Source organism: Roseovarius aquimarinus, assembly GCF_043661195.1.
GTDB lineage: Bacteria > Pseudomonadota > Alphaproteobacteria > Rhodobacterales > Rhodobacteraceae > Roseovarius > Roseovarius aquimarinus.
In genome coordinates, this window is the sequence record NZ_JBIHMM010000001.1 from 459,829 (window position 1) to 482,997 (window position 23,169).

Consider the following 23,169-nt stretch of genomic DNA (forward strand, 5'->3'; position numbering starts at 1 on the left):
CGTGAATCCGCTGAAAATTCCCCTGTGGATAAGTTTTTTCGGGGTCCGGATTCTCGCAATCCACGGCGCATCTTAGCGGAGATTCTTGAAATTCCTGCTGGGGCGCAACTCAACTTCCGGTTGAAATTTTTGTTGGCACGATGGGTTCAAGCTGCAAGCCTTTAGGTGTCTGCAACTTCAATCTGGGGATTATGAAAATGACAGCACAACGCAAAGTTGAAGCCACCTTCGCCGCAACTCGCACCACCACGCTCAGCATGCTCGATGGCGCCGGCGCCGAGATGTTCACCTCCTCGATGGCACCCGTCATGACCGCCGATGCGGGCCTTGGCGAAGGGCTCGAGATGTTCACCTCGTCCATGGCTCCGACCGCCACTGCCGATGTCTCCGCCGGCGACGCCGTCCAGATGTTCACCTCCTCGATGGCGCCCTCGGCCCGCCGCGACGCGATCGCCGGTGACAATGTGGAAATGTTTACCTCGTCGATGAGCCCCTCGGCCCGCGCCGATCTGCGCCAGGGCGACAATGTCGAGATGTTCACGTCCTCGATGGCTCCGAGCGTGACCGCCGACGCCGCCGCAGGCGACAACGTCCAGATGTTCACCTCGTCCATGGTCGCCGCAGGCGAGGCGACGGGTGCCTTCACCTCGTCGATGGCCCCGGCACGCGTGGCCCGCGAAGGCGATGCGGTCGAGATGTTCACCTCGAGCATGTAAGCCAGCACCCGAACGGGACGTTCGGGACGGACCTTTGAAAAAATGGAGATCACCCAAATGACGACCATCGTCCAACTCGACGTCCCGTTCCGGCAGCACAGCAAGGCCGCCCGCCAGGCGGCCCTGCTCAAGACCTTCGCCCAGACGCGCCGCACGCAAGAGGATGTGTTCTGGCTGAAGGAGAACGCCGAGATGCTGAACATCCTCGAATGCACGGGCGCGGATGTGGCGCCGGCCGCTTTGGCGCCGTTCCGGGGGTTCTACGACGACATCGAGGCGCGGATGGAATTCTTTCCGCAATATTACCGCTTCCTTCTGTCGCTCTGCCTCGATCTCGAAGATCTGGGCATGGCGGGCGCGAAGGGCGCGGCGCTGACCGAATGGGTCGCCGCCGAAGGGCTGGCCGATGCCGAGCTGTCGGATCTGCAACGCGCCGAAGCGCGGCGCCTCTGCGCGCGGCGCGGGATCGAGGCGCTGCCCGAGGATCGCGGACTGGACGCACGGCTGCGCGCCTTCGCCGCCCGCTCGCGCACCTTCGCGATGCCGAACAAGAAAGCGGCCTACGAGCTGACGCATATCGTCTTCTACCTGTCCGAATACGGGCGCAAGGATCCGCAGCTCGACAGCGATGCGCGGCGCAGCCTGATGTTCGCCGGAACGCTCGCCTTTCTCGACTTCAACGCCGATCTTTTGGCCGAGATCTGCCTTGCCATGCGGTTCGCAGGTATGGACGCCCCCGATGTCTGGGAGATATGGCTCATGCAGCAGATTCGCTCCTTCAGCCTGGAGGCGGGGGACGCGATGGCGGACGACTACCATGAATATCTCATGCTGAACTGGTTCATGACCAAGGCCGGGCAGGGCGGTTTCGGCGATCACGTGCCCGAGGGCCGCGTGACCTTTGTGCGCTCGCGTCCTGCATCGGCGCCGCTGCGCGAGCTGTCGCAATGCATCTATGCGATGGGCCGGGCGCGCTCGCCCGATTGGGAGATCATGCGCGACGAGGTCGCGGCGCAGGTCTCGGACGAGGCGCAGGCGGCACTGATCGCCGCCGAGGCTTCGACCGCCGAATTCGGCGCCTTCTTCGAGGGCTTCGCCCGCACCGGGCTCAGGGGCCGGATCGCGGCGGGAGGCGCGTCGTGATCGCGCTCGGCAGTGCACGCGCGGGGATCGCGCTCGGCGTCGGGCTGACCGTGCTCTACACCGCGCTCATCTCGGGGGCGGACGCGATCACCAAGCTCTTCGCGGCGAGCTATGCGGCCCCCCAGCTTTTCGCGCTGTCGGGCGGCATCGTCGCGCTCCTTGCGGTCACGGTGGATCGTGCGGCGCCCGCGCCGCGCGGCATCGGCACGCGCTGCCCGGGCGCGATGGCGGTGCGCAGCATCGCGACGGTCCTTGGCGCGGGTGCCTTCTTCTATGCGTTCCGCCTGCTGCCCTTCGCCGAGGTCTTCCTCTTCATCGCGATGATCCCGCTTTTCACCGCGCTCCTGTCCGGTCCGGTTCTGGGCGAGGCGGTCCGCCCGCAGGCCTGGGGGGCTGTGACGCTCGGGATGATCGGGCTTTTGTTCCTCGCGCCGGGCGGCTTCGGCAGTTTCGGCCTCGGGCATGCCGTGGCGCTGGCGGCGGTGCTTCTCGGCACGGTCTCGATGATGGCCTCGCGCTATATCGGGCTGCGGGACGGCAATCTTCTTGCGCAGGTCTTCTGGCCCAATCTCGCGCTCGCCGCCGCGAGCGCGCTGGCTCTGCCCTTCGTCTGGGCGCCGATGGGCGCTGCGGATCTGGGGCTGGCCGTCGCCTATGCAGGGCTTCTCTTCGGCGCGCGCTGGGTGCTCGTTGGCGCATTCCGCGCTTTGCCCGCCTATGTGATCACACCGCTCATGAACCTGCAATTCCTGTGGATGGTCGGCATCGGCGCCGCTGTTTTCGGCGAGGTTCCGGGCACCGCGCTCTACATCGGCGCAGCGCTCGTGATCGCGGCGGGTGCGTGGCTTATCTGGGATCAGGCGCAGCCGGGTGTCTGGCGCAAGGTGGTTCCGGCTGAATAGGCTTCATGCGGTGCGCGAATTTCGCATCGCAAGAACCTGAATTACATCGAGAAAGATGTTCCGCATCCGCAGCTGCTGCTGGCGTTCGGATTGTCGATCACGAAGCGCGCGCCGATCAATTCCTCGCTGAAGTCGATCACGGCGCCCGCAAGGAACGGCAGCGAGACGGAATCGACGACAACCTTCTGGCCCTGACCTTCGAGCACCAGATCGTCCTCGGCGGGCGTGTCGAGCTTGATGTCGTATTGAAATCCCGAGCATCCGCCGCCTTCGACGGCGATGCGCAGCGCCTGCCCCTGATCGCCGGCACCGATCTCGCTCAGGCGTTCGAAGGCGCGGGGGGTGACTTTGGGCGGCAGGTTCATTGGGGTCTCCGGCTCGGTGCAGGTGGTGTCGCGTCATGGGCAGTTTCAACGCCCGGCTGATTGCAATATATGAGCCGCAACGTCACCCGGCAAGGAGGCCGCTTTCATGAACGCGCGCATCGCCGCCGATCCCGGCCAATCCCGTGGCCGCCTCACGCCCGAGGAGGAAAGCGCGCACCGCTCCTGCTTCCAGCGCGACCGGGACCGCATCATCCATTCGAGCGCCTTTCGCCGGCTCAAGCACAAGACGCAGGTCTTCGTGGCGCATGAGGGCGACTATTTCCGCACGCGGCTGTCGCATTCGATCGAGGTCGCGCAGGTGGCGCGCACCATCGCGGGCGCGCTCGGCCTCAATGCCGAGCTGACCGAGGCGGTCGCGCTGGCGCATGATCTGGGGCACACGCCCTTCGGTCATACGGGCGAGGATGCGCTCCATGCGCTGATGGCGCCCTATGGCGGCTTCGATCACAACGCGCAGGCGATCCGCATCGTCACTTCGCTCGAGCGTCACTATGCCGAATTCGACGGGCTGAACCTGACTTGGGAGACGCTCGAGGGGCTGGCCAAGCATAACGGGCCGGTGACGGGCGATCTGCCGCATGCGCTGGCCGAATACGACGCGCGTCATGATCTCGAGCTTCACACCCATGCGAGCGCCGAGGCGCAGGTGGCCGCCCTGGCCGATGACATCGCCTATAACAACCACGATCTGCATGACGGTCTGCGCGCCGGCCTTTTTACCGAGGAGGAGGTGGCGGCGCTGCCCATTCTCGATGCCTGCTATGGCGAGGTCGACCGGCTCTATCCCGGGCTCGACAGCTATCGGCGCCGTCACGAGGCGCTCCGCCGCGTCTTCGGCGTGATGGTGGGGGACGTCATCGATACATCGCGCGCCGTGATCGCCGAGGCGGAGATCGAGAGCATCGACGCGGTGCGCCATCTGGGCTGGCCCGTCATCCGCTTTTCCGATTCGCTCTGGCGCGATCTTCAAGGGGTGCGCAAGTTTCTCTTCACGCGCATGTACCGCGCGCCGATGGTGATGGTGCAGCGCGCGCAGGCAACCAATGTGGTCGATGGGTTGTTTCCGTTCTACATGTCGCACCCCGAGCATCTGCCGCGCCGCTGGCAAGGCGACGTGGAGGCGGCGACGGACAAGACCGCGCTGGCCCGGCTGGTCAGCGACTACATCGCCGGGATGACCGACCGTTTCGCGCTGGCGCAGCATGCCGCGCATCTGGGCGGGCCGGGCGGCGCGGGATCCTGGCCGAACGCGGCGCCGGGCCCCAAGGCAGGAGAGACGATGCATGGCAGTTGAAAGTGCGGGGGCGATGAGCCCGGTCATGGCCTTCGCCCTCGTCGGCGCGATCGGCGTCGGCTCGCAATGGCTGGCGTGGAAGCTGCGCCTGCCGGCAATCGTTCTCATGCTGCTGGCGGGTCTGGCCATCGGGCCGGGTCTCGGCATCTTCGATCCGGAACGCGATATCGGGCGGCTCATGGGGCCGATGATTTCGATCGCGGTCGCCATCATCCTCTTCGAGGGCGGCATGACGCTCAACCTGCACGGGCTGCGCGAGGCCGCCGTGGGCGTGAAACGCCTTGTTGTGATCGGCGCGCCCGTGGGCTGGGCCGGATCGGCGGCGGCGCTTCATTACATCGCGGGGCTGAGCTGGCCGAGCGCGGCGGTCTTCGGGGGCATCATGATCGTCACCGGCCCCACGGTGATCGCGCCGCTTCTGCGCACCGCGCGGCTGGCCAAGCGGCCCGCGCAGCTTCTGCAATGGGAGGCGATCGTCAACGATCCCATCGGCGCGCTCGCCGCCGTGCTGGCCTTCGAGGTGGTGCTGGTGGTCTATGCCAGCGAGACCTTCGGCGCCGCCGTCTTCGACATGGGCGTCGGCATCGTCGTCGCGACGGCGATGGGCATCGCCGCGGGCTGGGTTCTGGCCGAAGGCTTCCGCCGCGGGCGCGTGCCGGAATTCATGAAGGTGCCCGTGGTCTTCGCCTCGCTCCTTCTGGTCTTCGCGCTCTCGGACAGCCTTCTGCACGAGAGCGGGCTTCTGGCCGTGACGATCATGGGCTTCTACCTCGCCAATGCGGGCCTGCCGAGCTATACCGAGCTGCGCCGCTTCAAGGAGCACGCGACGGTGCTGCTCGTCTCGGGCGTCTTCATCCTGCTAGCGGCCTCCATGAATATCGAGCGGCTGAGCCTTCTGGACTGGTCGGCGGCGATCTTCATCGTCGCGGTCATTCTGATCGTGCGGCCCGTCACCGTCATGCTCTCGCTCGCCTTCAGCAACGTGCCCATGCGCGAGCGGCTTCTCGTGGCCTTCACCGGCCCGCGCGGTGTCGTGCTCGTTGCGGTCGCGGGGCTGTTCTCCGAGCGGCTGGTGAGCGCCGGCATCGAGGATGCCGATATCCTGACGCCGCTCGCTTTCGCGCTGGTCGCGGCGACGGTGGTCCTGCACGGCTTCACGCTCAGCCCGATGGCGCGGGCGCTGGGACTCGCGGGCGCGCAGGTGCCGGGCGTCATCTTCGTCGGCGGCTCGCGTTTCTCGGCGGCCTTCGCCAAGGCGCTTCAGGCCGAGGAGATCCCGGTCCTCATCGCCGATGCCAACCGCGCGCGCCTGCGCTCGGCCCGCGAGCAGGGCTTGCCGATCTATGTGGGGGATATCCTGTCGGACGGGGCCGAGCACGGGGTCGAATTCATCAGCTTCGGGCGCGTCATCGCGACCTCGGACAATGACGCCTACAACACGCTCGTCGCCACCGACCTCGCCCCCGAATTCGGGCGCGAGCATGTCTATCAGCTCAAGCGCGCCAAGCAGGAGCAGACGCGTCACGCTCTGCCCGCGACGCTGGGCGGGCGCAGCATCGCGGGCGAGCTGCGCTATCTCGAACTGGCACAGCACATGCAGTCTGGCTGGGAGGTGCGCGCCACGAACCTGACCGAAGAATACGGGCTCGAGGCCTGGCGCGAGGACAATCCCGACTCGATCCCGCTCGCCGAGATCCTGCCGGGCCGCGCGCTGCGCATCCTCGCCGCCGATGCCGAGATGAAGCCGCAGGCGGGCATGCGCCTTCTGGCGCTCTCGCCCGGGCGCGACCGCGCCGTCGAGGCCGCCGAGCGCAACGGCGAGGACGATGCCAAGGAAGCGGCCAAGGACGCGGCGGTGGAGGCCGGAAGCGAGAAGGTGGAGGATCAGCGCAGCGATTGACGCGGGCCGCATCGGTGCTAAACCGGGGCGGAATTCAAGGAATGATGCGATGAACCTCTTTACCGATATTCGCGCCGCCGTCCTGGACGCGCTCGGCGCGCTCGAAAGCGCCGGAACGCTGCCCGCAGGGCTCGACAAATCCAACGTCACGGTCGAGCCGCCGCGCGATCCGCTGCATGGCGACATGGCCACCAACGCCGCGATGGTGCTGGCCAAGCCCGCGAGCCTCAAGCCGCGCGACATCGCCGATGCGCTGGTTGCCGAGCTTGCGAAAGATGCGCGGATCGACAGCGCCGAGGTGGCCGGCCCCGGATTTCTCAACCTGCGCCTCGCGCCGGGCAGTTGGCGTGACATCCTGCGCGCGGTGCTGCGCGAGGGCGACGATTTCGGCCGCTCCACGATGGGGCAGGGCCAGCGCGTCAACGTCGAATACGTGAGCGCCAATCCCACCGGCCCGCTCCACGTGGGCCACACGCGCGGCGCGGTCTTCGGCGACGCGCTGGCGAGCCTGCTGGATTTCTGCGGCTATGACGTCACGCGCGAGTACTACATCAACGACGGCGGCGGGCAGGTCGACACGCTCGCGCGCTCCGTCTACCTGCGCTATCTCGAGGCGCATGGCCGCGCGGTCGATTTCCCCGATGGGACCTATCCGGGCGACTATCTCATCGCGACGGGCGAGGCGCTGAAGGAAAAGGTCGGCGACGCCTGGGTCGATCAGCCCGAGGAGGTCTGGCTGGCCGAGGCGCGTGAATTCGCGACGGACGCGATGATGGACCTCATCCGCGCCGATCTGAAATCGCTCGGCGTCGAGATGGACAAGTTCAGCTCCGAGAAATCCTTCTACGGCACGGGCCTCATCGAAAAGGCGATCGCCTCGCTCGAGGAGAAGGGCCTGATCTACGAGGGCGTGCTCGAGCCGCCCAAGGGCAAGATGCCCGAGGATTGGGAGCCGCGCGAGCAGACGCTCTTCCGCTCCACCGCGCATGGCGATGACGTGGACCGGCCCGTCAAGAAATCGGACGGTGCCTGGACCTATTTCGCGCCCGACATCGCCTATCACTACGACAAGGTCACGCGCGGCTATCATATGCTGATAGACGTCTTCGGTGCGGATCACGGCGGCTACGTCAAGCGCATGAAGGCCGCCGTCTCGGCCCTCAGCGACGGCAAGGTGCCGCTCGACATCAAGCTGACGCAGCTCGTCAAGCTCTACAAGAACGGCGAGCCCTTCAAGATGTCCAAGCGGGCAGGGACCTTTGTCACCCTGCGCGACGTGGTCGACATGGTCGGCGCGGACGTCACCCGCTTTGTCATGCTGACGCGCAAGAACGATGCGCCGCTCGATTTCGACTTCGACAAGGTCCAGGCGCAAGCCAAGGAAAACCCTGTCTTTTACGTGCAATACGCCCATGCCCGCGTCCGCTCGGCGCTGCGCAAGGCCGAAGGGGCCGGGATCGACGTGTCGGACGCTGCGCTGGAGGCCGCCGATCTGGATCTGATCGCGCATGAGGCCGAGCTGAATCTCGCGCGCAAGATCGCTGAATGGCCCCGCCTCGTAGAGATCGCGGGCCGCACCGGCGAGCCGCACCGCGTGGCCTTCTACCTCTACGAACTCGCCTCGGATCTGCACGGTCTTTACAATCTCGGCCACGAGTTGCCCGAGCTGCGCTTCGTGCAGGAGGGCGATCCTGCAACGTCGCAGGCGAAAATCGTGCTGGCCAAGGCCGCAAGCGTTGTCATTTCCGCAGGGTTGGGTATCTTGGGCGTCACTCCGGCGGAAGAGATGCGATAGAAATCGCGCACCGGCCGGGGTCCGTGAGGCAGACATCATACCCCCGGCTGGCCATCCCGCCGGAGGACGAGAGGCGGAACATGGCAGAGTATCACCAGAACCACGCCGCACGCGGCCAGCATGAGCCGGTGGGCGCCTATCACGACGCACAAAGCGCGCCGCGCTGGGAAGACGCGCCGCAGGTCAGCACGCTGGGCCGGGCCACCTACGCGCTCGGCTCGCTCGTGTCGGTCGGGCTGGTGATCGGCCTCGGGGTCTGGGGCTACAAGCTTCTGGTGCGCGATGTGAGCGGCGTGCCGGTGATCCGCGCCGCCGAAGGGCCGCTGCGCATCCAGCCCGAGGATCCGGGCGGACGGCAGGCGATGAACCAGGGCCTTTCGGTCAACGAGATCGCCGCCATCGGCACCGCAACGCCCGCACCCGATCAGCTGATCCTCGCGCCCGCGCCGCTCGATCTGAGCGAGGACGACGCGCCCGCGGCGCGCCCCGAGATGCAGGCCGAAACCGCCGCCGCACCCGAGGAGGCTGCGCCGCAACCCGAGGTGGTCGAGGTCGAGGCCGACGAGATCGAGGACGCGCCCGAAAGCGGCACGGACGCGATGCTGGCCCTCGCCGAGGCGATCAGCGAGGGCATCACGCCGATGGAGCCGCTGAGCGAGGTCACGGAATCCACGCCGCAGATGGCCGAGGAGACGAGCGCGCCCGATGGTGCCGTCGGCGCGTCCCTGCGGCCTAAGGCGCGGCCCGCAGGTCTGAGCAATATTCGCCAGGTCGCGGCCACCCAGCCCGAAACGACCGCGCGCGAGATCGACGCGGACAGCATCGCGGTCGGCACGCGCCTCGCGCAGCTCGGCGCCTTCTCGAGCGAGGAGATCGCGCGCGAGGAATGGGACAAGCTCGGCGCGCGCTTCGAGGAGTATCTCGCCGGCAAGAGCCGCGTGATCCAGCGGGCCACGAGCGGCGGGCGCACCTTCTATCGCCTGCGCGCCATGGGCTTCGAGGACCTCGCCGATGCGCGCCGCTTCTGCTCGGCGCTGGTGGCGGAAAAGGCCGAATGTATCCCGGTGGTTACGCGGTGATCCTCAACTTTCGGAGGGCGGCATGAGTATTTTCGGCGCCACCATTCTCGACGCCACGGGGCCGCGCCTCAGCGCCGAGGAAAAACGCTTCTTCGCCGAGGCGGACCCGTTCGGCTTCATCCTCTTTCGCCGCAATATCGAGACGCCGGACCAGGTGCGCGCGATCTGCGCCGAGATGCGGGACGCGGTGGGGCGCGATGCGCCGATCACGATCGACCAGGAAGGCGGGCGGGTGCAGCGCCTGCGCGCGCCGCTCTGGCGAGACTGGCCCGCGCCGCTCGATCAGGTCGCGGCGGCGGGCGATCATGCCGCCGAGGTCATGTATCTGCGCTACCGCCTCATCGCGCATGAGCTGCACGCGCTCGGCATCGACAGCAATTGCGCGCCTCTCGTCGATGTGGCGGGCGGCGCGACGCATGAATTCCTGCGCGATCGCTGCTATGGCACCGATCCCGCGCGCGTGGCCGAGCTGGGCCGCGCGGTGGCCGAGGGGCTGCTCGACGGCGGCGTTCTGCCCGTTCTCAAGCATATTCCGGGCCACGGCCGCGCACAGGCCGACAGCCATCTCGATCTGCCCGTCGTCGATGCGGATCCCGAGGCGCTCGCCGCCTGCGACTTCCTGCCCTTCAAGGCGCTGAACGATCTGCCGATGGGCATGACCGCCCATCTCGTCTACTCCGCGATCGACAGCCTTCCGGCCACCGTCTCGCCCCGCATGATGCGCCTCATCCGCGAGGAGATCGGCTTCGGCGGGCTCATCATGACCGACGATATCTCGATGAAGGCGCTGAGCGGCTCTCTGACCGAGATCACGCGCGCGTCGCTCGACGCGGGCTGCGACGTGGCGCTTTTGTGCAATGCCTCGCTCGAGGAGCGGCGCGCCGTCGCGGAGGCCGCCGGACGGCTCGACGCGGCGGGGCAGGCGCGGGCGGAGGCGGCGCTGGCCGCGCGCCGGACGCCCACGGAGGTTGACATTTCTGCGCTGGAGGCAAAGCTGTCCGCCATGAGCGGCGGCGTTGCATATGGCGGATGACGAATGGGAGGCGCGGCGCGGCAGCGTCGCCGAGCGGCAGGCCGCCGAGGCGCTGATCGTCGATGTGGACGGCTTCGAGGGGCCGCTCGACCTGCTGCTGACGCTGAGCCGCACCCAGAAGGTGGATCTGCGCAAGATTTCCGTGCTTCAACTCGCGCGGCAATATCTCGCCTTCGTCGAAAGGGCGCGCCAACTCCGGCTGGAGCTGGCGGCCGATTACCTCGTCATGGCCGCCTGGCTCGCCTTTCTCAAATCCCGGCTGCTGCTCCCGCCCGACCCCGAGGAGGAAGGCCCCTCGGGCGAGGATCTGGCGGCCCATCTGGCCTTCCAGCTCGAGCGCCTTCAGGCAATGTGCGACGTGGCGGCACGGCTCATGGCGCGCGGCCAGCTCGGGCGGGATTTCTTTGGGCGCGGCTCCCCCGAGGGCGTCACACGCACGCGCAAGGTGCGCTATACGGCCACGCTTCTGGACCTCATGCAGGGCTATGCGCGCATCCGCACGCGCGATGAATTCCGGCCCTACGCGATGGACCGGGAGGCGATCTTCTCGCTCGAGCAGGCGCTGGAGCGGATGCGCGGGCTGATCGGATTCGGCGGCGACTGGACGGATATCTCGACCTATCTTCCCGACGGGTTCGGCACCGATCCCGCAAGGCGCCGCTCGGCCATGGCCTCGACCTTCGCGGCTTCGCTGGAACTGGCCAAGGAAGGGCGCATCGAGCTGCGGCAAGGCGAGGTGTTCGGGCCGATCCAATTGCGCAAACGGAGTGAAGAGCGTGGCTGAAGAGATTGACGACAAACCGGAAAGCCTCTTTGCCGCGCCGCCCATGGCCGAGCAGGAGCGCATGGTCGAAGCCATCCTTTTCGCCTCGAGCGAGCCTGTCGGCGTGCGCGATCTGGAGGCGCGGATGCCGCATGGATGCGATCCTGCCGAAGCGCTCGTGCATCTGCGCCGCCGATACGAGGGGCGCGGCGTGACGCTTCAACGAGTGGGCGACGCCTATGTGATGCGCACGGCGGCCGATCTGGGTTTCTTGATGGAGCGCGAGACGGTCGAGACGCGCAAGCTGAGCCGTGCCGCGATCGAAACGCTCGCCATCATCGCCTACCACCAGCCCGTCACGCGCGCCGAGATCGAGGAGATCCGGGGCGTCGCCGTCAGCCGCGGCACGGTGGACCAACTCCTCGAGATGGAGTGGATCCGCTTCGGGCGCCGGCGGATGACGCCGGGCCGGCCCGTGACCTTCGTCGTGACGGACGCCTTTCTCGGCCATTTCGGGCTCGAGAGCGCGCGCGATCTGCCCGGTCTCAAGGAGCTGCGCGCGGCGGGGCTTCTCGACAGCCGCCTGCCGCCGCTGTCGATGCCCGGAACGAAATCCGAGGATGACGAGGATGACGGCGCGCCCGAGGATGACGGCGATCAGACCGAGCTTTTCGAGGAATGACGCCGGAAGGCCGTGAAAATTCCGCGGTCAGGTGCTATGTTGGCGGCGAGGATAACAGCAGGAGGGCGCCATGAACGCCAACAGGTTGATCAATATGGCGATGCGCATGATCATGCGCCGCCTGATGCGCTCGGGCGTCGATGCCGGGATCGGCGCGGTGAGCAAGCGCATGTCGAAGGGCAAGGAAGGTCAGAGCGGCCCTGCGCCCGAGACGAAACAGGCGCAGAAACGCGCACGCGACACGATGAAGATCGCGCGGCGCATGGGGCGCATGTAACGCCTCAGCTTTGCCTTACACAGGCTTGAAATGCTTTGAAAGTTTGAGGCCCTGGCCTTGGTAGTTCGAGCTCAGGCCCGCGCCGTAGAGCGTCCGGGGCGGCTCGCTCATGCGCTCGTAGATGAGCCGCCCGACGATCTGGCCATGCTCGAGAACGAAGGGCGCTTCGTGGCAGCGCACCTCCAGCACACCGCGCGAGCCGGTGCCGCCCGCCGCGCCATGCCCGAAGCCGGGATCGAAGAAGCCTGCGTAATGCACCCGGAACTCTCCCACCATGGCGAGATAGGGCGCCATCTCGGCGGCGTAACCGGGCGGAATATGCACGGCCTCGCGGCTCACGAGGATGTAGAAGGCGCCGGGATCGAGAATGATCTGGCCCCGGTCGCTATGCACCTCTTCCCAGAACTCGGCGGGCGGGTAGTGCCCGATATTGTCGAGATCGATGACGCCCGTATGCGGCTTGGCCCGATATCCGACGAGCGTGCCCATCGCGGGCTCGAGATCGACGGAGAAGCCGAGGCCACCCTCGATCACCGGATCGCTGTCGACGAGCGTCTCGGCGGCGTGGAGCGCGCGCAGCTCGGCATCCGTGAGCGCCGCGCCGCCGCCGCTGAACCGTATCTGGTTGAGCCGCATCCCGGGCCTCACCAGAACCGAGAAGGAGCGGGGGCAGATCTCGGCATAGAGCGGGCCGTGATAGCCGGGCGGCACGCGGTCGAACTCGGCGCCGCCATCGGTGATCGCGCGCGTCAGCAGATCGAGCCGCCCGGTCGAGGATTTGGCATTCGCCGTGGCCTGAATGCTCTCGGGCAGCGCGAGGCTCTCCATCAGCGGCACAACATAGACGCAGCCCTTCTCGAGCACCGCACCGGCGCTGAGGTCGATCCGGTGCATCTCGAACTCGGCGAGGCGATCGGCGACGCGGCGGCCCTCTCCGGCAAGGAACGAGGCACGCACGCGGTAGGCGACATGGCCGAGGCGCAGATCGAGGCTCGCGGGCTGGATCTGCTCGGCGCGCACGGGCGGCTCGGCGGCGATGGCGCCGTCCGCGATGAGGCCTTCGAGTTGCTGGCTGGAAAGAACCCCGGTCATCGCTGCGCCTTCGGTCAAATTCTGGGCAATGTCGCGCAGGTTTAGCCGCCTTGGCGCCGCGATGCAATCTTGAGAAGGTTTCGCTGGAGCGGCGCCCAGAGGCTGTCGGGGAAGGGTGGTAATGGTCGGGCTAGCAGGACTCGAACCTGCGACCTTCCGTCCCCCAGACGGACGCGCTACCAGGCTGCGCTATAGCCCGACACTGGCGCTTTCATACTTGTTTTGGCGGCGGCGACAAGGGCTAATTCCAGTTTTTCGCGGGAGCGATCAGGATGATTTGCGCCCGTCGCCCATCCGCTTGCGCAGCGCGCCGAGCCGCGCCGCGATCTCGGCATAGCGGGCGGCAGCTTCGGGCGATGCCTTCGGGCGGGCGGCAAGCTCGGCCAGACGGATCGCGGGGGCGGGCGCGGCTGCGTCGTCGGCTGGATCGTCGGGGGTCTCGATGACGCGCGGTGCGGGAGGCGCGGCGTCCGCTTCGGGCGCGACCAGATCGGCGCCGCCGCGCGAATCGTCATGCGGGGCGGGCGGCTCGGGCGCGGCGATTTCGCCGGGGGTGTCCTGCGCGGTGGCGGGGCGGACATCTTCCGAGGACGCAGGGGTGGCGGTGACAGGCGCGGCAGGCTCTTCGGCCTCATCCATTGCATCTGCGCTCTGCGCGTCTTCGGATGGCGCCTCTTCTGCGATATGCGCCGGTGTCGCTGTATCCTCGCCGGGAAGGCTGGCGGCTTCGGGCGGCGCGTCCGCTACGACCTCCGGCCCATCTTCGGCGGTGGCGGGCTCTGCCGGTGCTTCGACGTCCGCCGGCGCGGGCATGCGTCCGAAATTCACCACCTCGCCGCGCGGCGCGTCCTCTTCTTCGACGTCGAGCGCGATGCCCGCGTCCTCCGTCTCGATGTCATGCTCCAGATCGGCCTCGAGCGGCGGCGACATGGCGGCGACATGGCGCACGCCCTGTTCCCGCATGATCTTCTGCACGCCCTTGATGGTCATGCCCTCGTCATGCAGCAATTTGCGAATACCGCCAAGGAGTTGCATGTCCGCCGGCCGGTAATACCGGCGCCCGCCCGCGCGCTTGACGGGCTTCACCTGGCTGAACTTGCTCTCCCAGAAGCGCAGGACATGGGCGGGAATTCCCAGCCAGTCTGCGACTTCACTGATGGTGCGAAAGGCATCCGCGGATTTGGACATGACCTAGCTCTTGTTCCCGGCGGCCACGCGGTCCTTCATCAGGTGCGAGGGGCGGAAACTGAGAACCCGGCGGGGGTTGATGGGCACTTCCTCGCCGGTCTTGGGGTTGCGCCCGACACGGGCCGACTTCTCGCGGACGGAAAAAGTGCCGAAGGACGAGATCTTGACCTGCTCGCCGCGCACCAGAGCGTCCGACATATGCTCGAGCACCGCTTCCACGAGCTGGGCCGAGTCGTTGCGCGACAGACCCACCTCCCGGAAAATGGCCTCGCTCAAATCCATTCGCGTCAATGTCTTGTCACTCATCGCATCCCCCGATTGCAGTTGCATGACAATAGGGTGATGTAAATTTGCGAGTCAAATACAATGACTTGGCGCAGGCAGTTCACGGCGCAGATCGCGCCCCGCCGGGCCGGTTCACCAGCGCAGCGCAACCGCGCCCCAGGCGAGGCCGCCGCCGATGGCCTCGCTGAGAATCAGATGACCGCGCTCGATGCGCCCATCGGCCACGCCGACCGACAGCGCGAGCGGGATGGACGCGGCGGAGGTGTTGCCGTGGTCCTGCACGGTCTGGATGACACGCTCCATCGGGACCCCCATCTTCTTGGCGGTGCCCTGGATGATGCGGATATTGGCCTGATGTGGCACGATCCAATCGACGTCCTCGGGCGTGACGCCGGTCTTCTCCAGCGCCGCTTCGGCGGTCGAGGTCAGCTTGTCCACGGCCTGGCGGAAGAGCGGATTGCCCTGCATGCGCAGCTTGCCCGAGGTGCCGGTGGTGGACACGCCGCCATCCACGTAGAGCATCTCGCGATAACGCCCGTCCGAATTCAGATCGGTCGCGAGGATGCCGCGATCGTTCGAGGTGCCGGCGCCGTCCTCCGCACCGAGGATGAGCGCGCCCGCGCCATCGCCGAAGAGCACGCAGGTGCTGCGGTCGGTCCAGTCCATGATGCGGCTGAAGGTCTCGGCGCCGATGACCAGAAGGCGGTCGGCCTGGCCCGAGACGATCATCGCGTTGGCGTTGCAGAGCGCATAGATGAAGCCCGCGCAGACCGCCTGCACATCGAAGGCGAAGCCGCGCGTCATGCCCAGCTCGGCCTGCACCATCGTGCCGACCGAGGGAAAGGTGAGATCGGGCGTCGAGGTGGCGACGATGATCCCGTCGATCTCGCTCACGTCGATGCCGGCATTCTCCAAAGCGGCGCGCGCCGCGCGCACGGCGAGATCCGATGTCGTCTGGCCCTCGGACGCGAAATGGCGCCGCTCGATCCCCGAGCGGGTGCGGATCCACTCGTCGGACGTGTCGACGAGAGACTCGAAATGGCTGTTGGGCACGATGCGGTCGGGCAGGTAATGCCCGATCCCGAGGGGAACGGCGCGGCGGATCATGCGGTGACCTCCGGCGCGGGTTTGTCGTCCTCGTCATCTCCGATCGAGACCGTGGCCGAGGCGACGCGGCTCGCCAGTTTCTCGGAAAATCCGGTGAGGGTGAGCTGGTAGGCCAGCTTGACCGCCGCAGAAACGCCCGTCGCGTCCGCCGCGCCGTGCGATTTGACGACCGTGCCGTTGAGGCCGAGAAAGACGCCGCCGTTGACGCGGCGCGGGTCGATCCGCTTTTTCAGGCGGCGCAGCGACGGGTAGGCGAGAAGCGCGGCGAACCGCGAGAGGATCGAATAGCGGAACGCCTCGCGCAGCAGATCCGCGATCAGCGTGGCCGTGCCTTCGCCGGTCTTGAGCGCGACATTGCCCGTGAAGCCATCGGTCACGATCACGTCCACCGTATCCCCGGGCAAATCGCGCCCCTCGACGAAGCCGACGAAATCGAAATCCGCGCCGCGCGCATGGGCCGAGATGAGATCATGCGCTTCGCGCAGCTCGGCGCGACCCTTGTGCTCCTCGGTGCCGACATTGAGAAGGCCGATCCGGGGCCGCTTCACGCCGAAGCCGTTACGCGCGTAGGAGGCGCCCATCAGCGCGTATTGCATGAGATCCTTGGCGTCGGCGCTCACATCGGCGCCACCATCCATCAGAAGGTTGAAGCCCTGAGGATTGCGCGAGGGCCACATCACCGCGATAGCGGGCCGGTAGATACCGGGAAGGCGGCGCAGGCGCAGAACCGACATGAGCATGAGCGCGCCGGTGTTGCCGCAGGAGACGCAGACCGTCGCCTCGCCCGCGCGCACGGCCTCGAGCGCGGACCACATCGAGGTGTCCTTGCCGTGGCGGGCGACATGGCTCGGCTTGTCGTTCATGGTGACGATCCCCACCGCATCGCGGATCGCGCAGCAATCGCGGAGGCTCTTGTGCCTGGCGACGAGCGGGGCGAGCTCGGCCTCGGGGCCGTGCAGGATGAAGGCGATGTCGGAATTGATCTTTGCGCTTGCGGCGATGCCGGCGACGACCGTCGCGGGCCCCATGTCGCCGCCCATCGCATCGACGGAGATGACGACCCGGCCTTCGAAGCCGGCGGGCAGGGGGGAGGCACCCGGCACAGTCCCGCCGCCCTTGGCGGGCGGCAGGGATTTGGTATCTCCGGACGAGCCGTTCGGCTGGCCGGGCGTCTCGCCGGTGTTTTGGCCGGTGTTTCCGCCGGTGGTCTGGCCGGGCTCGGCCGACGATTTGTCTGGACGCACGGTCATTCGGGCGGTCCGTCCTCGATAATGGTCAGGCACGACATACCGGGCACGGAAGACCGGGCGCGGCGAAGCGACGACGCGGGCTTAGGCCGCGTCTTCGTCCAGATCGACCTCGTCCGCCATCGCGATGATCTCGCGATCGGCGTAATGACCGCATGCCGAGCAAACGTGGTGCGGGCGCTTCAGCTCGCCGCAGTTGGGGCATTCGTTGGGGTTGGCGCCCGATAGGGCGTCATGCGCGCGGCGATTGTTGCGGCGCGATTTCGATACTTTATTCTGTTGGACGGCCATGTCGCGATCCCGATTCCTGTGGGCCGCGTCGGCCCTGTTTCCATGAGGTTGTGCGGCACATAGTCCGCCTTGGGGCGCCGGTTCAACCCCCAATTCCCGTGAGAGCGCGAAAATACAGCGAATTGCCGCGCCCGCAAGCGAATTCTCGCAAATGCGGCGCGTGACGTGGCGCTAGTGCACGGGCCCTATTGCCCGGTGTCGTCCTCGCCGCCATCGCCCATCTTCGCGCGCAGCGCCGCAAGGCCCGCGAAGGGCTTGACCGCATCGTCGTCGAGCGGCGTCTCGCCCGGCGGGGCGGCGCGCAGCTCGACAGGCTCGGCGTCCTCCTTGCGCGGATAATCCGGCAGCGAGAGCGCCAGCGCCTCGATGAGAACGCGCGCGAGGTCGATCACCTCGCCCAGCGGCTCCTCGGTGTCGTCCTCGGGCATCTCGACCCCGTCCTCGGGCGTCGGATCGAGCTCGGCGGCGCGCGGCATGTCGGACAAGAAGCGACGCCGGATATCCTGATCGATCCGGCTCGTCACCGGCTCGAGCGTGACGACGCATTCCTGAACCGCCGTGGCCCCGAGCCGCGCATCGAGCTGCCAGTCGCGCCGCCCGGAAGGCGCGAGCGTGCCGCGGAACGTCACCTTGCGCAGGGAGATCACGCCAAGCTCCTCGGCCATCGCGCGGCGCATCTCCTCGTCCGGCGCGATATCGAAGCTGAGCGTCGTGCCCTTGGGCAACTCGGCCACGCGCAGCGCGGCGGGATGTGTGAGCGGCTTTGCCATGCGCGGCCTGCTTCCTTTCTTGAACCCGAGGGGCGTAGTGTTGTAAGCGGGATAAAAGGCCGAAAGGCCGGGATGCAAGAGGGCAGTCATGTTCGGGACCGATTTTTCGCTGAAAGCCTGTGCTCGGGTTCTGGGTCTCGTCGGCGTCATGGCCTTGGCGGGCTGCCAGGCGACCTATCAGAATCATGGCTACGTTCCGCCCGAGGAAGACCTGATGCAGCTCGCTCCCGGTGTCGACACGCGCGCGACGGTCGATGACGTGATCGGCGCGCCCTCGGCCTCGGGCATGCTGTCCGAGGGTGACTATTATTATGTGCGCAGCCGCGTGAAGCATTTCGGCGCCTTCCGCCCCGAGGTGATCGAGCGCCAAGTGCTCGCCATCAGCTTCGATCAACAGGGTGTGGTGCAGAATATCGAGCGGTTCGATCTGCGCGACGGCAACATCGTCCCGCTGACGCGCCGGGTCACCGACAATTCGGTGCAGGACAAGGGCTTCCTGCGGCAGATGCTCGGCAATATCGGCAACATCAACCCGGCCGACTTCTTCTAGGAGGGGCTGAGCATGCCCGTGATCGGGCACAGGCGGTATGTCGCAAGGGTGGCCGGCGGGCCGGGCGATCTGGCGGCGGCGCAGGCACTGCGCGGCGCGGCCTTCGGGCTGAGCGGGCCGGACCGCGATCCGTTCGACGCGCGCTGCACCCATATTCTCATCGAAGACCGGCGCGAGGATCGGCTCGTGGCCTGTTTCCGTCTGGCCGATCTGCGGGGGGGCGAGGTGGACCGGGGCTATACCGCGCAATTCTACGATCTGTCGCGCCTTGCCGCGGCGCCGGACCTCATGACCGAGCTTGGGCGGTTCTGCATCCAGCCCGCCGCGCGCGATCCCGACATCCTGCGCACGGCCTGGGGCGCCATCGCGGCGCATGTGGATGCGTCCGGCACGCGGCTTCTCTTCGGGTGCACCTCCTTTCGCGGCACGGATCCCGCGCCGCATCGCGCGGCCTTCGCCGCGCTCGCCGCGGGGCATCTGGCGCCCGGTGACTGGGCGCCGGGACGCCGCGCGCGCCATACTTTGCCGCTGACGCCCGCGCCCCATGACGCGCACGCGGCGCGGGCGGGCATGCCACCGCTTTTGCGCAGCTATCTGGGCATGGGCGGGCGCATCGGCGATCATGCCGTGATCGACCCGGAATTGAGGACGATCCACGTCTTCACCGGCCTCGAAATCGCGGCGATTCCGGCGGCGCGCAAGGCGCGGCTGCGCGCGGCGCTTGACGGCGCCCGCACGGCGCGATAGCGGGCAGCATGGCCGCACGTCCCCCCCTTTTGCAACTCTCGGATATCTCGCTGACCTTCGGCGGTGATCCCGTCTTCTCGGAGCTTTCTCTGGTCGTTCAGCCCGGGGATCGCGTCGCGCTCGTGGGGCGCAACGGCTCGGGCAAATCGACGCTGATGAAGGTCATGGCCGGGCTGGTCGAGCCCGATGCGGGCACGCGCGTCATCGCGCCCGCCGCCTCGGTCGGTTACATGGAGCAGGATCCCGACATGGCCGGCTTCGCCACCTTGGGCGATTTCGCGGCGAGCCAGCTCGATCCCTCCGAGCATTACCGCGTCGAGATGGCGGGAGAGGGTCTCAAGTTCGATCCCGCGCGCCCGGTCGAGACCGCGTCGGGCGGCGAGCGCCGCCGCGCCGCGCTGGCCAAGCTCATGGCCGAGGCGCCCGAACTCATGCTTCTCGACGAGCCGACGAACCATCTCGACATCGAGGCGATCGCCTGGCTCGAGACGACGCTCAAGGAGACGCGGACGGGCTATGTCCTCATCAGCCACGACCGCGCGTTCCTGCGTGAGCTTACTCGTGCAACCCTATGGATCGACAGGGGAATGGTGCGGCGGCAGGAGAAGGGCTTCACCCATTTCGAGGAGTGGCGCGACAAGGTCTGGGAAGACGAGGACCAGCAGCGCCACAAGCTCAACCGCAAGATCAAGGCCGAGGCTCGCTGGGCCGTCGAAGGCATCAGCGCGCGGCGCAAGCGCAACCAGGGCCGCGTGCGCGCGCTGCAGGATCTGCGCGCCGAGCGAGCCGGCCAGATCAAGCGCCAGGGCGCTGCCGCAATGGCGCTGGAGGCGGGGCCGAAATCCGGCAAGAAGGTGATCGAAGCAGAAGGCATTTCAAAGGCTTACGGCGACAAGGTGATCCTGCGCGACTTCTCGCTTCGGATCCTGCGCGGCGAGCGTGTGGCGCTTGTCGGCCCGAACGGCGTCGGCAAGACGACGCTGCTCAACATGCTTCTGGGGCAGGAGGCGCCGGATAGCGGCACCGTCAGCCTCGGCACGAATCTCATGCCCGCCGTCTTCGATCAGGCGCGCGCGCAGCTCGACCCCGACATGAGCCTGTGGGATTCGCTCACCGGCGATCCCGAGATGCGCGTGTCGGGGAAGGCCGATCAGATCCTCGTGCGCGGCTCGCCCCGCCATGTGATCGGATATCTCAAGGAATTTCTCTTCGACGAGGCGCAGGCCCGCGCGCCGGTCCGCTCTCTTTCGGGCGGCGAGAAGGCGCGGCTGCTGCTGGCCAAGCTGATGGCGCGCGAATCGAACCTTCTGGTGCTCGACGAGCCGACGAACGATCTCGATATCGAGACGCTGGATCTGCTTCAGGAGCTTCTCGACTATTACGAGGGCACGATCATCCTCGTCAGTCACGACCGCGATTTCCTCGACCGCGTGGCGACGACGACCATCGCGATGGAGGGGGATGGCCGCGCCGTCGCCTATGCGGGCGGCTGGAGCGATTACCGCGCCCAGCGTGCCGAAGGCGCTGTGGCCGAGGGCGAGAAGGCGCCCGCACCGAGGCCTGCGACCAAGACGGAAAGCGCCGAGCCCAGCCAGAAGGGCCGGGCGCCGAAGCTGAGCTTCACCGAAAAGCACCGCCTCGCCGAATTGCCGGACGTGATCGCCCGGCTCGAGGCCGAGATCGCCAAGCTAGAAGGGCTGATGGCCGATCCCGAGCTTTTCACGCGCGAGCCGGTCAAGTTCCGCAAGGCCACCGAGGCGCTGACCGCGCGTCAGCAGGCGCTTGCCGAGGCCGAGGAAGAGTGGCTCTTCCTCGAGGAGAAGGCGGGCTGATCAGGCCCGAAGACGCCTGCCGAGGGCGCTGATCGCCACCACGGTGAGCAGGATGCGCAGGATGTGGTGCATCGTCACGAAAGCCGGGTTCGCGGCGAGGCTGAGCGCGATCAGGCCCATTTCCGTCACGCCCCCGGGCGCGTAGCTGATGAGAAGCGTGTCGAAGCCTTCGCCCATATGGGGCATCAGCAGCAGCGCGAAGACGCCCGCGAGCACGAGCATGAACGCGCCCGAGACACCGGCAAGCGCGGCGCCCTTCAGGAGCATGCCGCGCCCGATCCCCGCGAACCGCATGCCGAGCGCGGTGCCGATCACCACCTGCGCCAGATTGACGAGCCATGTAGGCACGTCGAGATGCACGAGCCCCGCGAGGTTGAGAGCGGCGGCGACGGCGAGCGGCCCGGTAAGCTGCGGGGCGGGCAGGCGCAGCGCGCGGCCCATGAGCCAGCCGGCGATGCCCGCAAGCAAAAGCCAGGGCAGCGCGCTCCACGGCACGGGGCCATGCGCCATCGACACGCCCGCCGCGCTGCCCACCGGCTGACCGAGATGAAGCGAGACGGCGATGGGCAGAACGCTCACCACGAAGACGATGCGCAGGAATTGCTGGGTCATCAGCCGCGGCAGGTCCGCCCCCGCCGCTTCTCCGAGCGCGATGCTCTCGTAAAGCCCGCCTGGCGCCGCCGAGAAGAAGGCGGTCGGGCGATCATAGCCGCCGAGCCTGCGGAAGAGGAGATAATTGCCGCCGAGCGCGATCACCACGAAGGCCGTCAGTGCGCCGAGGCTCAGCATGAGGCGGGGCGCATTCTCGAAAAGCGCGGGCGTCACCTGCGCGCCGATCATGAGGCCGATGATCGAGATGAACGCGATCCGCACCCATTGCGGAAAGCCGTATCCATCGGGAATGATCCTCCCCGCGCGCGTGCAGACAAGAAGCGCCACCGCGATGAGCGGGCCGAGCATGAAGGGCAGGGGTGTGCCCGCCAGCTGCGCGATGACGCCCGCGGCTCCGGCATAGCCCAGAAGGGCGAGCGTTACGGCGAGGCGGGCTAGGACTGTCATGGAAAAACTTGCGTCACCGCGGCGCTTTGCCGACGATGCCTCCACTGAGAATGTCGGTGGAGCGGGTAACGGGAATCGAACCCGTAACTAAAGCTTGGGAAGCTGCCGTGATACCTTTTCACCATACCCGCCGCGCCTGATCTGGTAGCACCAAGGGTGGGCGGGATTCAAGGTGAAAAGGTGGGATGCGCAGGCGCGCAAGGGAGGCCTCAGCCGCCCCAGCTGCGCACCGCGCCGCAATCCATATGAACGAAGTTCGAGCGCGAGTACTTGCCCACGCCGCCTGCGCGGCAGGCCATCGCGGCGCGGCCCATCTGGGTGACCGAGCGCGAGCCGAGGCGCAGGTCCGCCGCCTGACCCTTGAGGTGGAGCGAGTTCTTGGCGACGCCGCCCGAGCGGCTGCGCAGCATCGAATTCGTCTGCGGGCTGCGATAGCCCGACAGGAGCGTGTAGGGCTCTGACGTGTCCAGAAGGTTGTGCGCGGCCGTCATGATGTCGATCGTGCGAAGGTCGATGCCCTTGACGTCATTCGTGCGCCAGTCGCGCATGAAGGCCGAAATCTCGTTCACCGCGTCGCGGATGTATTCGCCTTCGATCCAATAGATCGTGTCGATCTTCTCGCCCGTGCGGGGCGAGACCATGCGCAGGCGGCGAATGTCGCCCGCTCCGCGAAGAAAGCCGAATGCGTTTCCGCTGGTTGGGGCCGCAACGAGTGCGGTTGCCGCGAACGCGCCCAGTAGCGCACGCCGCGACAGGCTGGTCGAGTTGGAAGTGGTCATTGATCTGCCTGTCCGTCGCTTCAAAGTTCTGCCCCCGCTTGGCGCGGGCGTTCGTCATCCCCCAGATGCGAGCCTAGCTATGGCACATTAAGATTCGGCAACCAAGACGCAGGTTCCCATTTTTTCCGTTCGCAACGGATTTCGGCGCAAATCCGCGCATTTCGGCCCGCACGTGGCATCGGCGCCACCGCCCGAGGCACTGAAAGGGCGATGGTCATGGCGCTGATGCGCGCGTGCCGCAGGCGCGCGGAA

The 23,169-nt window shown here is 67.3% G+C and carries 24 protein-coding genes and 2 tRNA genes; 14 read left to right on the forward strand and 12 right to left on the reverse strand.

Annotation, left to right across the window (positions count from 1 at the left end):
• The first annotated feature begins 197 nt into the window (after positions 1–197).
• Genes ACGRVM_RS02195 through ACGRVM_RS02205 form a run of 3 tightly spaced genes read left to right on the forward strand, consistent with a single transcriptional unit; the run spans position 198 to position 2,761 of the window.
• Positions 198–716, forward strand: a complete 519-nt coding sequence (locus ACGRVM_RS02195) for a hypothetical protein (protein ID WP_377169132.1) — start codon at positions 198–200, stop codon at positions 714–716.
• A gap of 42 nt (positions 717–758) precedes the next feature.
• Positions 759–1,859 (forward strand): DUF6902 family protein, encoded by a 1,101-nt coding sequence (locus ACGRVM_RS02200; protein WP_394624015.1) that lies wholly within the window; start codon positions 759–761, stop codon positions 1,857–1,859.
• Entirely contained in the window at positions 1,856–2,761 is a 906-nt protein-coding gene (locus tag ACGRVM_RS02205) for a DMT family transporter (RefSeq protein ID WP_377169128.1), read from the forward strand. The genes ACGRVM_RS02200 and ACGRVM_RS02205 overlap by 4 nt, the downstream gene beginning before the upstream one ends.
• A 41-nt stretch (positions 2,762–2,802) precedes the next feature.
• Here ACGRVM_RS02205 and ACGRVM_RS02210 read toward each other — a convergent pair whose 3' ends face one another.
• Positions 2,803–3,126, reverse strand: coding sequence for a HesB/IscA family protein (locus tag ACGRVM_RS02210; RefSeq protein ID WP_377169125.1), 324 nt, complete (start codon positions 3,124–3,126; stop codon positions 2,803–2,805).
• A gap of 106 nt (positions 3,127–3,232) precedes the next feature.
• On the opposite strand from ACGRVM_RS02210, the gene ACGRVM_RS02215 reads away from it, so the two are divergent.
• From ACGRVM_RS02215 to ACGRVM_RS02250, 8 genes are all read left to right on the forward strand, one after another.
• Positions 3,233–4,441, forward strand: a complete 1,209-nt coding sequence (locus ACGRVM_RS02215; RefSeq protein ID WP_377169123.1) for a deoxyguanosinetriphosphate triphosphohydrolase — start codon at positions 3,233–3,235, stop codon at positions 4,439–4,441.
• Positions 4,431–6,341 carry a cation:proton antiporter gene (locus ACGRVM_RS02220; RefSeq protein WP_377169121.1) on the forward strand — a complete coding sequence of 637 codons (1,911 nt, stop codon included), beginning with the start codon at positions 4,431–4,433 and terminating at the stop codon, positions 6,339–6,341. Before ACGRVM_RS02215 ends, ACGRVM_RS02220 begins: the two co-directional genes overlap by 11 nt.
• A 49-nt stretch (positions 6,342–6,390) precedes the next feature.
• A complete protein-coding gene (gene argS, locus ACGRVM_RS02225) occupies positions 6,391–8,136 on the forward strand; it encodes an arginine--tRNA ligase (RefSeq protein ID WP_377169119.1) in 1,746 nt (581 codons plus the stop codon).
• Positions 8,137–8,216: 80 nt separating this feature from the next.
• On the forward strand, positions 8,217–9,215 hold the full coding sequence (locus ACGRVM_RS02230) for an SPOR domain-containing protein (protein ID WP_377169117.1): 999 nt from the start codon (positions 8,217–8,219) through the stop codon (positions 9,213–9,215).
• A gap of 22 nt (positions 9,216–9,237) precedes the next feature.
• Entirely contained in the window at positions 9,238–10,248 is a 1,011-nt protein-coding gene (nagZ, locus tag ACGRVM_RS02235; protein WP_377169115.1) for a beta-N-acetylhexosaminidase, read from the forward strand.
• Positions 10,238–11,032 (forward strand): segregation and condensation protein A, encoded by a 795-nt coding sequence (locus ACGRVM_RS02240; RefSeq protein WP_377169113.1) that lies wholly within the window; start codon positions 10,238–10,240, stop codon positions 11,030–11,032. Before nagZ ends, ACGRVM_RS02240 begins: the two co-directional genes overlap by 11 nt.
• Before the next feature lie 43 nt (positions 11,033–11,075).
• Positions 11,076–11,693, forward strand: a complete 618-nt coding sequence (scpB, locus tag ACGRVM_RS02245) for an SMC-Scp complex subunit ScpB (RefSeq protein WP_377170034.1) — start codon at positions 11,076–11,078, stop codon at positions 11,691–11,693.
• Between the two features lie 70 nt (positions 11,694–11,763).
• Complete coding sequence (locus ACGRVM_RS02250) at positions 11,764–11,970, forward strand: hypothetical protein (RefSeq protein ID WP_377169111.1); 207 nt, start codon at positions 11,764–11,766, stop codon at positions 11,968–11,970.
• A gap of 15 nt (positions 11,971–11,985) precedes the next feature.
• Here ACGRVM_RS02250 and ACGRVM_RS02255 read toward each other — a convergent pair whose 3' ends face one another.
• The 8 genes from ACGRVM_RS02255 to ACGRVM_RS02290 all read right to left on the reverse strand — a co-directional run bounded on the left by ACGRVM_RS02255 (position 11,986) and on the right by ACGRVM_RS02290 (position 17,950).
• The gene (locus ACGRVM_RS02255; protein WP_377169109.1) at positions 11,986–13,062 is read right to left on the reverse strand and encodes a 2'-deoxycytidine 5'-triphosphate deaminase; all 1,077 of its coding nucleotides are present in this window, start codon (positions 13,060–13,062) and stop codon (positions 11,986–11,988) included.
• Between the two features lie 122 nt (positions 13,063–13,184).
• Positions 13,185–13,261 (reverse strand) — tRNA-Pro (locus ACGRVM_RS02260).
• A gap of 68 nt (positions 13,262–13,329) precedes the next feature.
• Entirely contained in the window at positions 13,330–14,250 is a 921-nt protein-coding gene (locus ACGRVM_RS02265) for a MerR family transcriptional regulator (protein WP_377169107.1), read from the reverse strand.
• 3 nt (positions 14,251–14,253) lie between these two features.
• Positions 14,254–14,556, reverse strand: coding sequence for an integration host factor subunit alpha (ihfA, locus tag ACGRVM_RS02270; RefSeq protein ID WP_377169105.1), 303 nt, complete (start codon positions 14,554–14,556; stop codon positions 14,254–14,256).
• A 111-nt stretch (positions 14,557–14,667) separates the two neighbouring features.
• On the reverse strand, positions 14,668–15,642 hold the full coding sequence (locus ACGRVM_RS02275) for a beta-ketoacyl-ACP synthase III (RefSeq protein ID WP_377169103.1): 975 nt from the start codon (positions 15,640–15,642) through the stop codon (positions 14,668–14,670).
• Positions 15,639–16,892, reverse strand: coding sequence for a phosphate acyltransferase PlsX (plsX, locus tag ACGRVM_RS02280; RefSeq protein WP_377169101.1), 1,254 nt, complete (start codon positions 16,890–16,892; stop codon positions 15,639–15,641). Before plsX ends, ACGRVM_RS02275 begins: the two co-directional genes overlap by 4 nt.
• An 81-nt stretch (positions 16,893–16,973) precedes the next feature.
• Entirely contained in the window at positions 16,974–17,180 is a 207-nt protein-coding gene (rpmF, locus tag ACGRVM_RS02285; protein ID WP_377169099.1) for a 50S ribosomal protein L32, read from the reverse strand.
• Between the two features lie 185 nt (positions 17,181–17,365).
• Positions 17,366–17,950, reverse strand: coding sequence for a YceD family protein (locus ACGRVM_RS02290; RefSeq protein ID WP_377169097.1), 585 nt, complete (start codon positions 17,948–17,950; stop codon positions 17,366–17,368).
• 88 nt (positions 17,951–18,038) lie between these two features.
• Between ACGRVM_RS02290 and ACGRVM_RS02295 the strand changes: the two genes are divergently transcribed.
• Genes ACGRVM_RS02295 through ACGRVM_RS02305 form a run of 3 tightly spaced genes read left to right on the forward strand, consistent with a single transcriptional unit; the run spans position 18,039 to position 21,079 of the window.
• Entirely contained in the window at positions 18,039–18,500 is a 462-nt protein-coding gene (locus ACGRVM_RS02295; RefSeq protein WP_377169095.1) for an outer membrane protein assembly factor BamE, read from the forward strand.
• 12 nt (positions 18,501–18,512) lie between these two features.
• A complete protein-coding gene (locus ACGRVM_RS02300; protein WP_377169093.1) occupies positions 18,513–19,247 on the forward strand; it encodes a GNAT family N-acetyltransferase in 735 nt (244 codons plus the stop codon).
• A gap of 8 nt (positions 19,248–19,255) precedes the next feature.
• A complete protein-coding gene (locus ACGRVM_RS02305; protein WP_377169091.1) occupies positions 19,256–21,079 on the forward strand; it encodes an ABC-F family ATP-binding cassette domain-containing protein in 1,824 nt (607 codons plus the stop codon).
• Here the strand turns inward: ACGRVM_RS02305 and ACGRVM_RS02310 are convergent, their stop codons facing one another.
• From ACGRVM_RS02310 to ACGRVM_RS02320, 3 genes are all read right to left on the reverse strand, one after another.
• Entirely contained in the window at positions 21,080–22,138 is a 1,059-nt protein-coding gene (locus ACGRVM_RS02310) for an AbrB family transcriptional regulator (protein ID WP_377169089.1), read from the reverse strand.
• A 57-nt stretch (positions 22,139–22,195) separates the two neighbouring features.
• A tRNA-Gly gene (locus ACGRVM_RS02315) sits at positions 22,196–22,269 on the reverse strand.
• 78 nt (positions 22,270–22,347) lie between these two features.
• Entirely contained in the window at positions 22,348–22,917 is a 570-nt protein-coding gene (locus tag ACGRVM_RS02320; protein WP_377169087.1) for a YcbK family protein, read from the reverse strand.
• Positions 22,918–23,169: the final 252 nt, after the last annotated feature.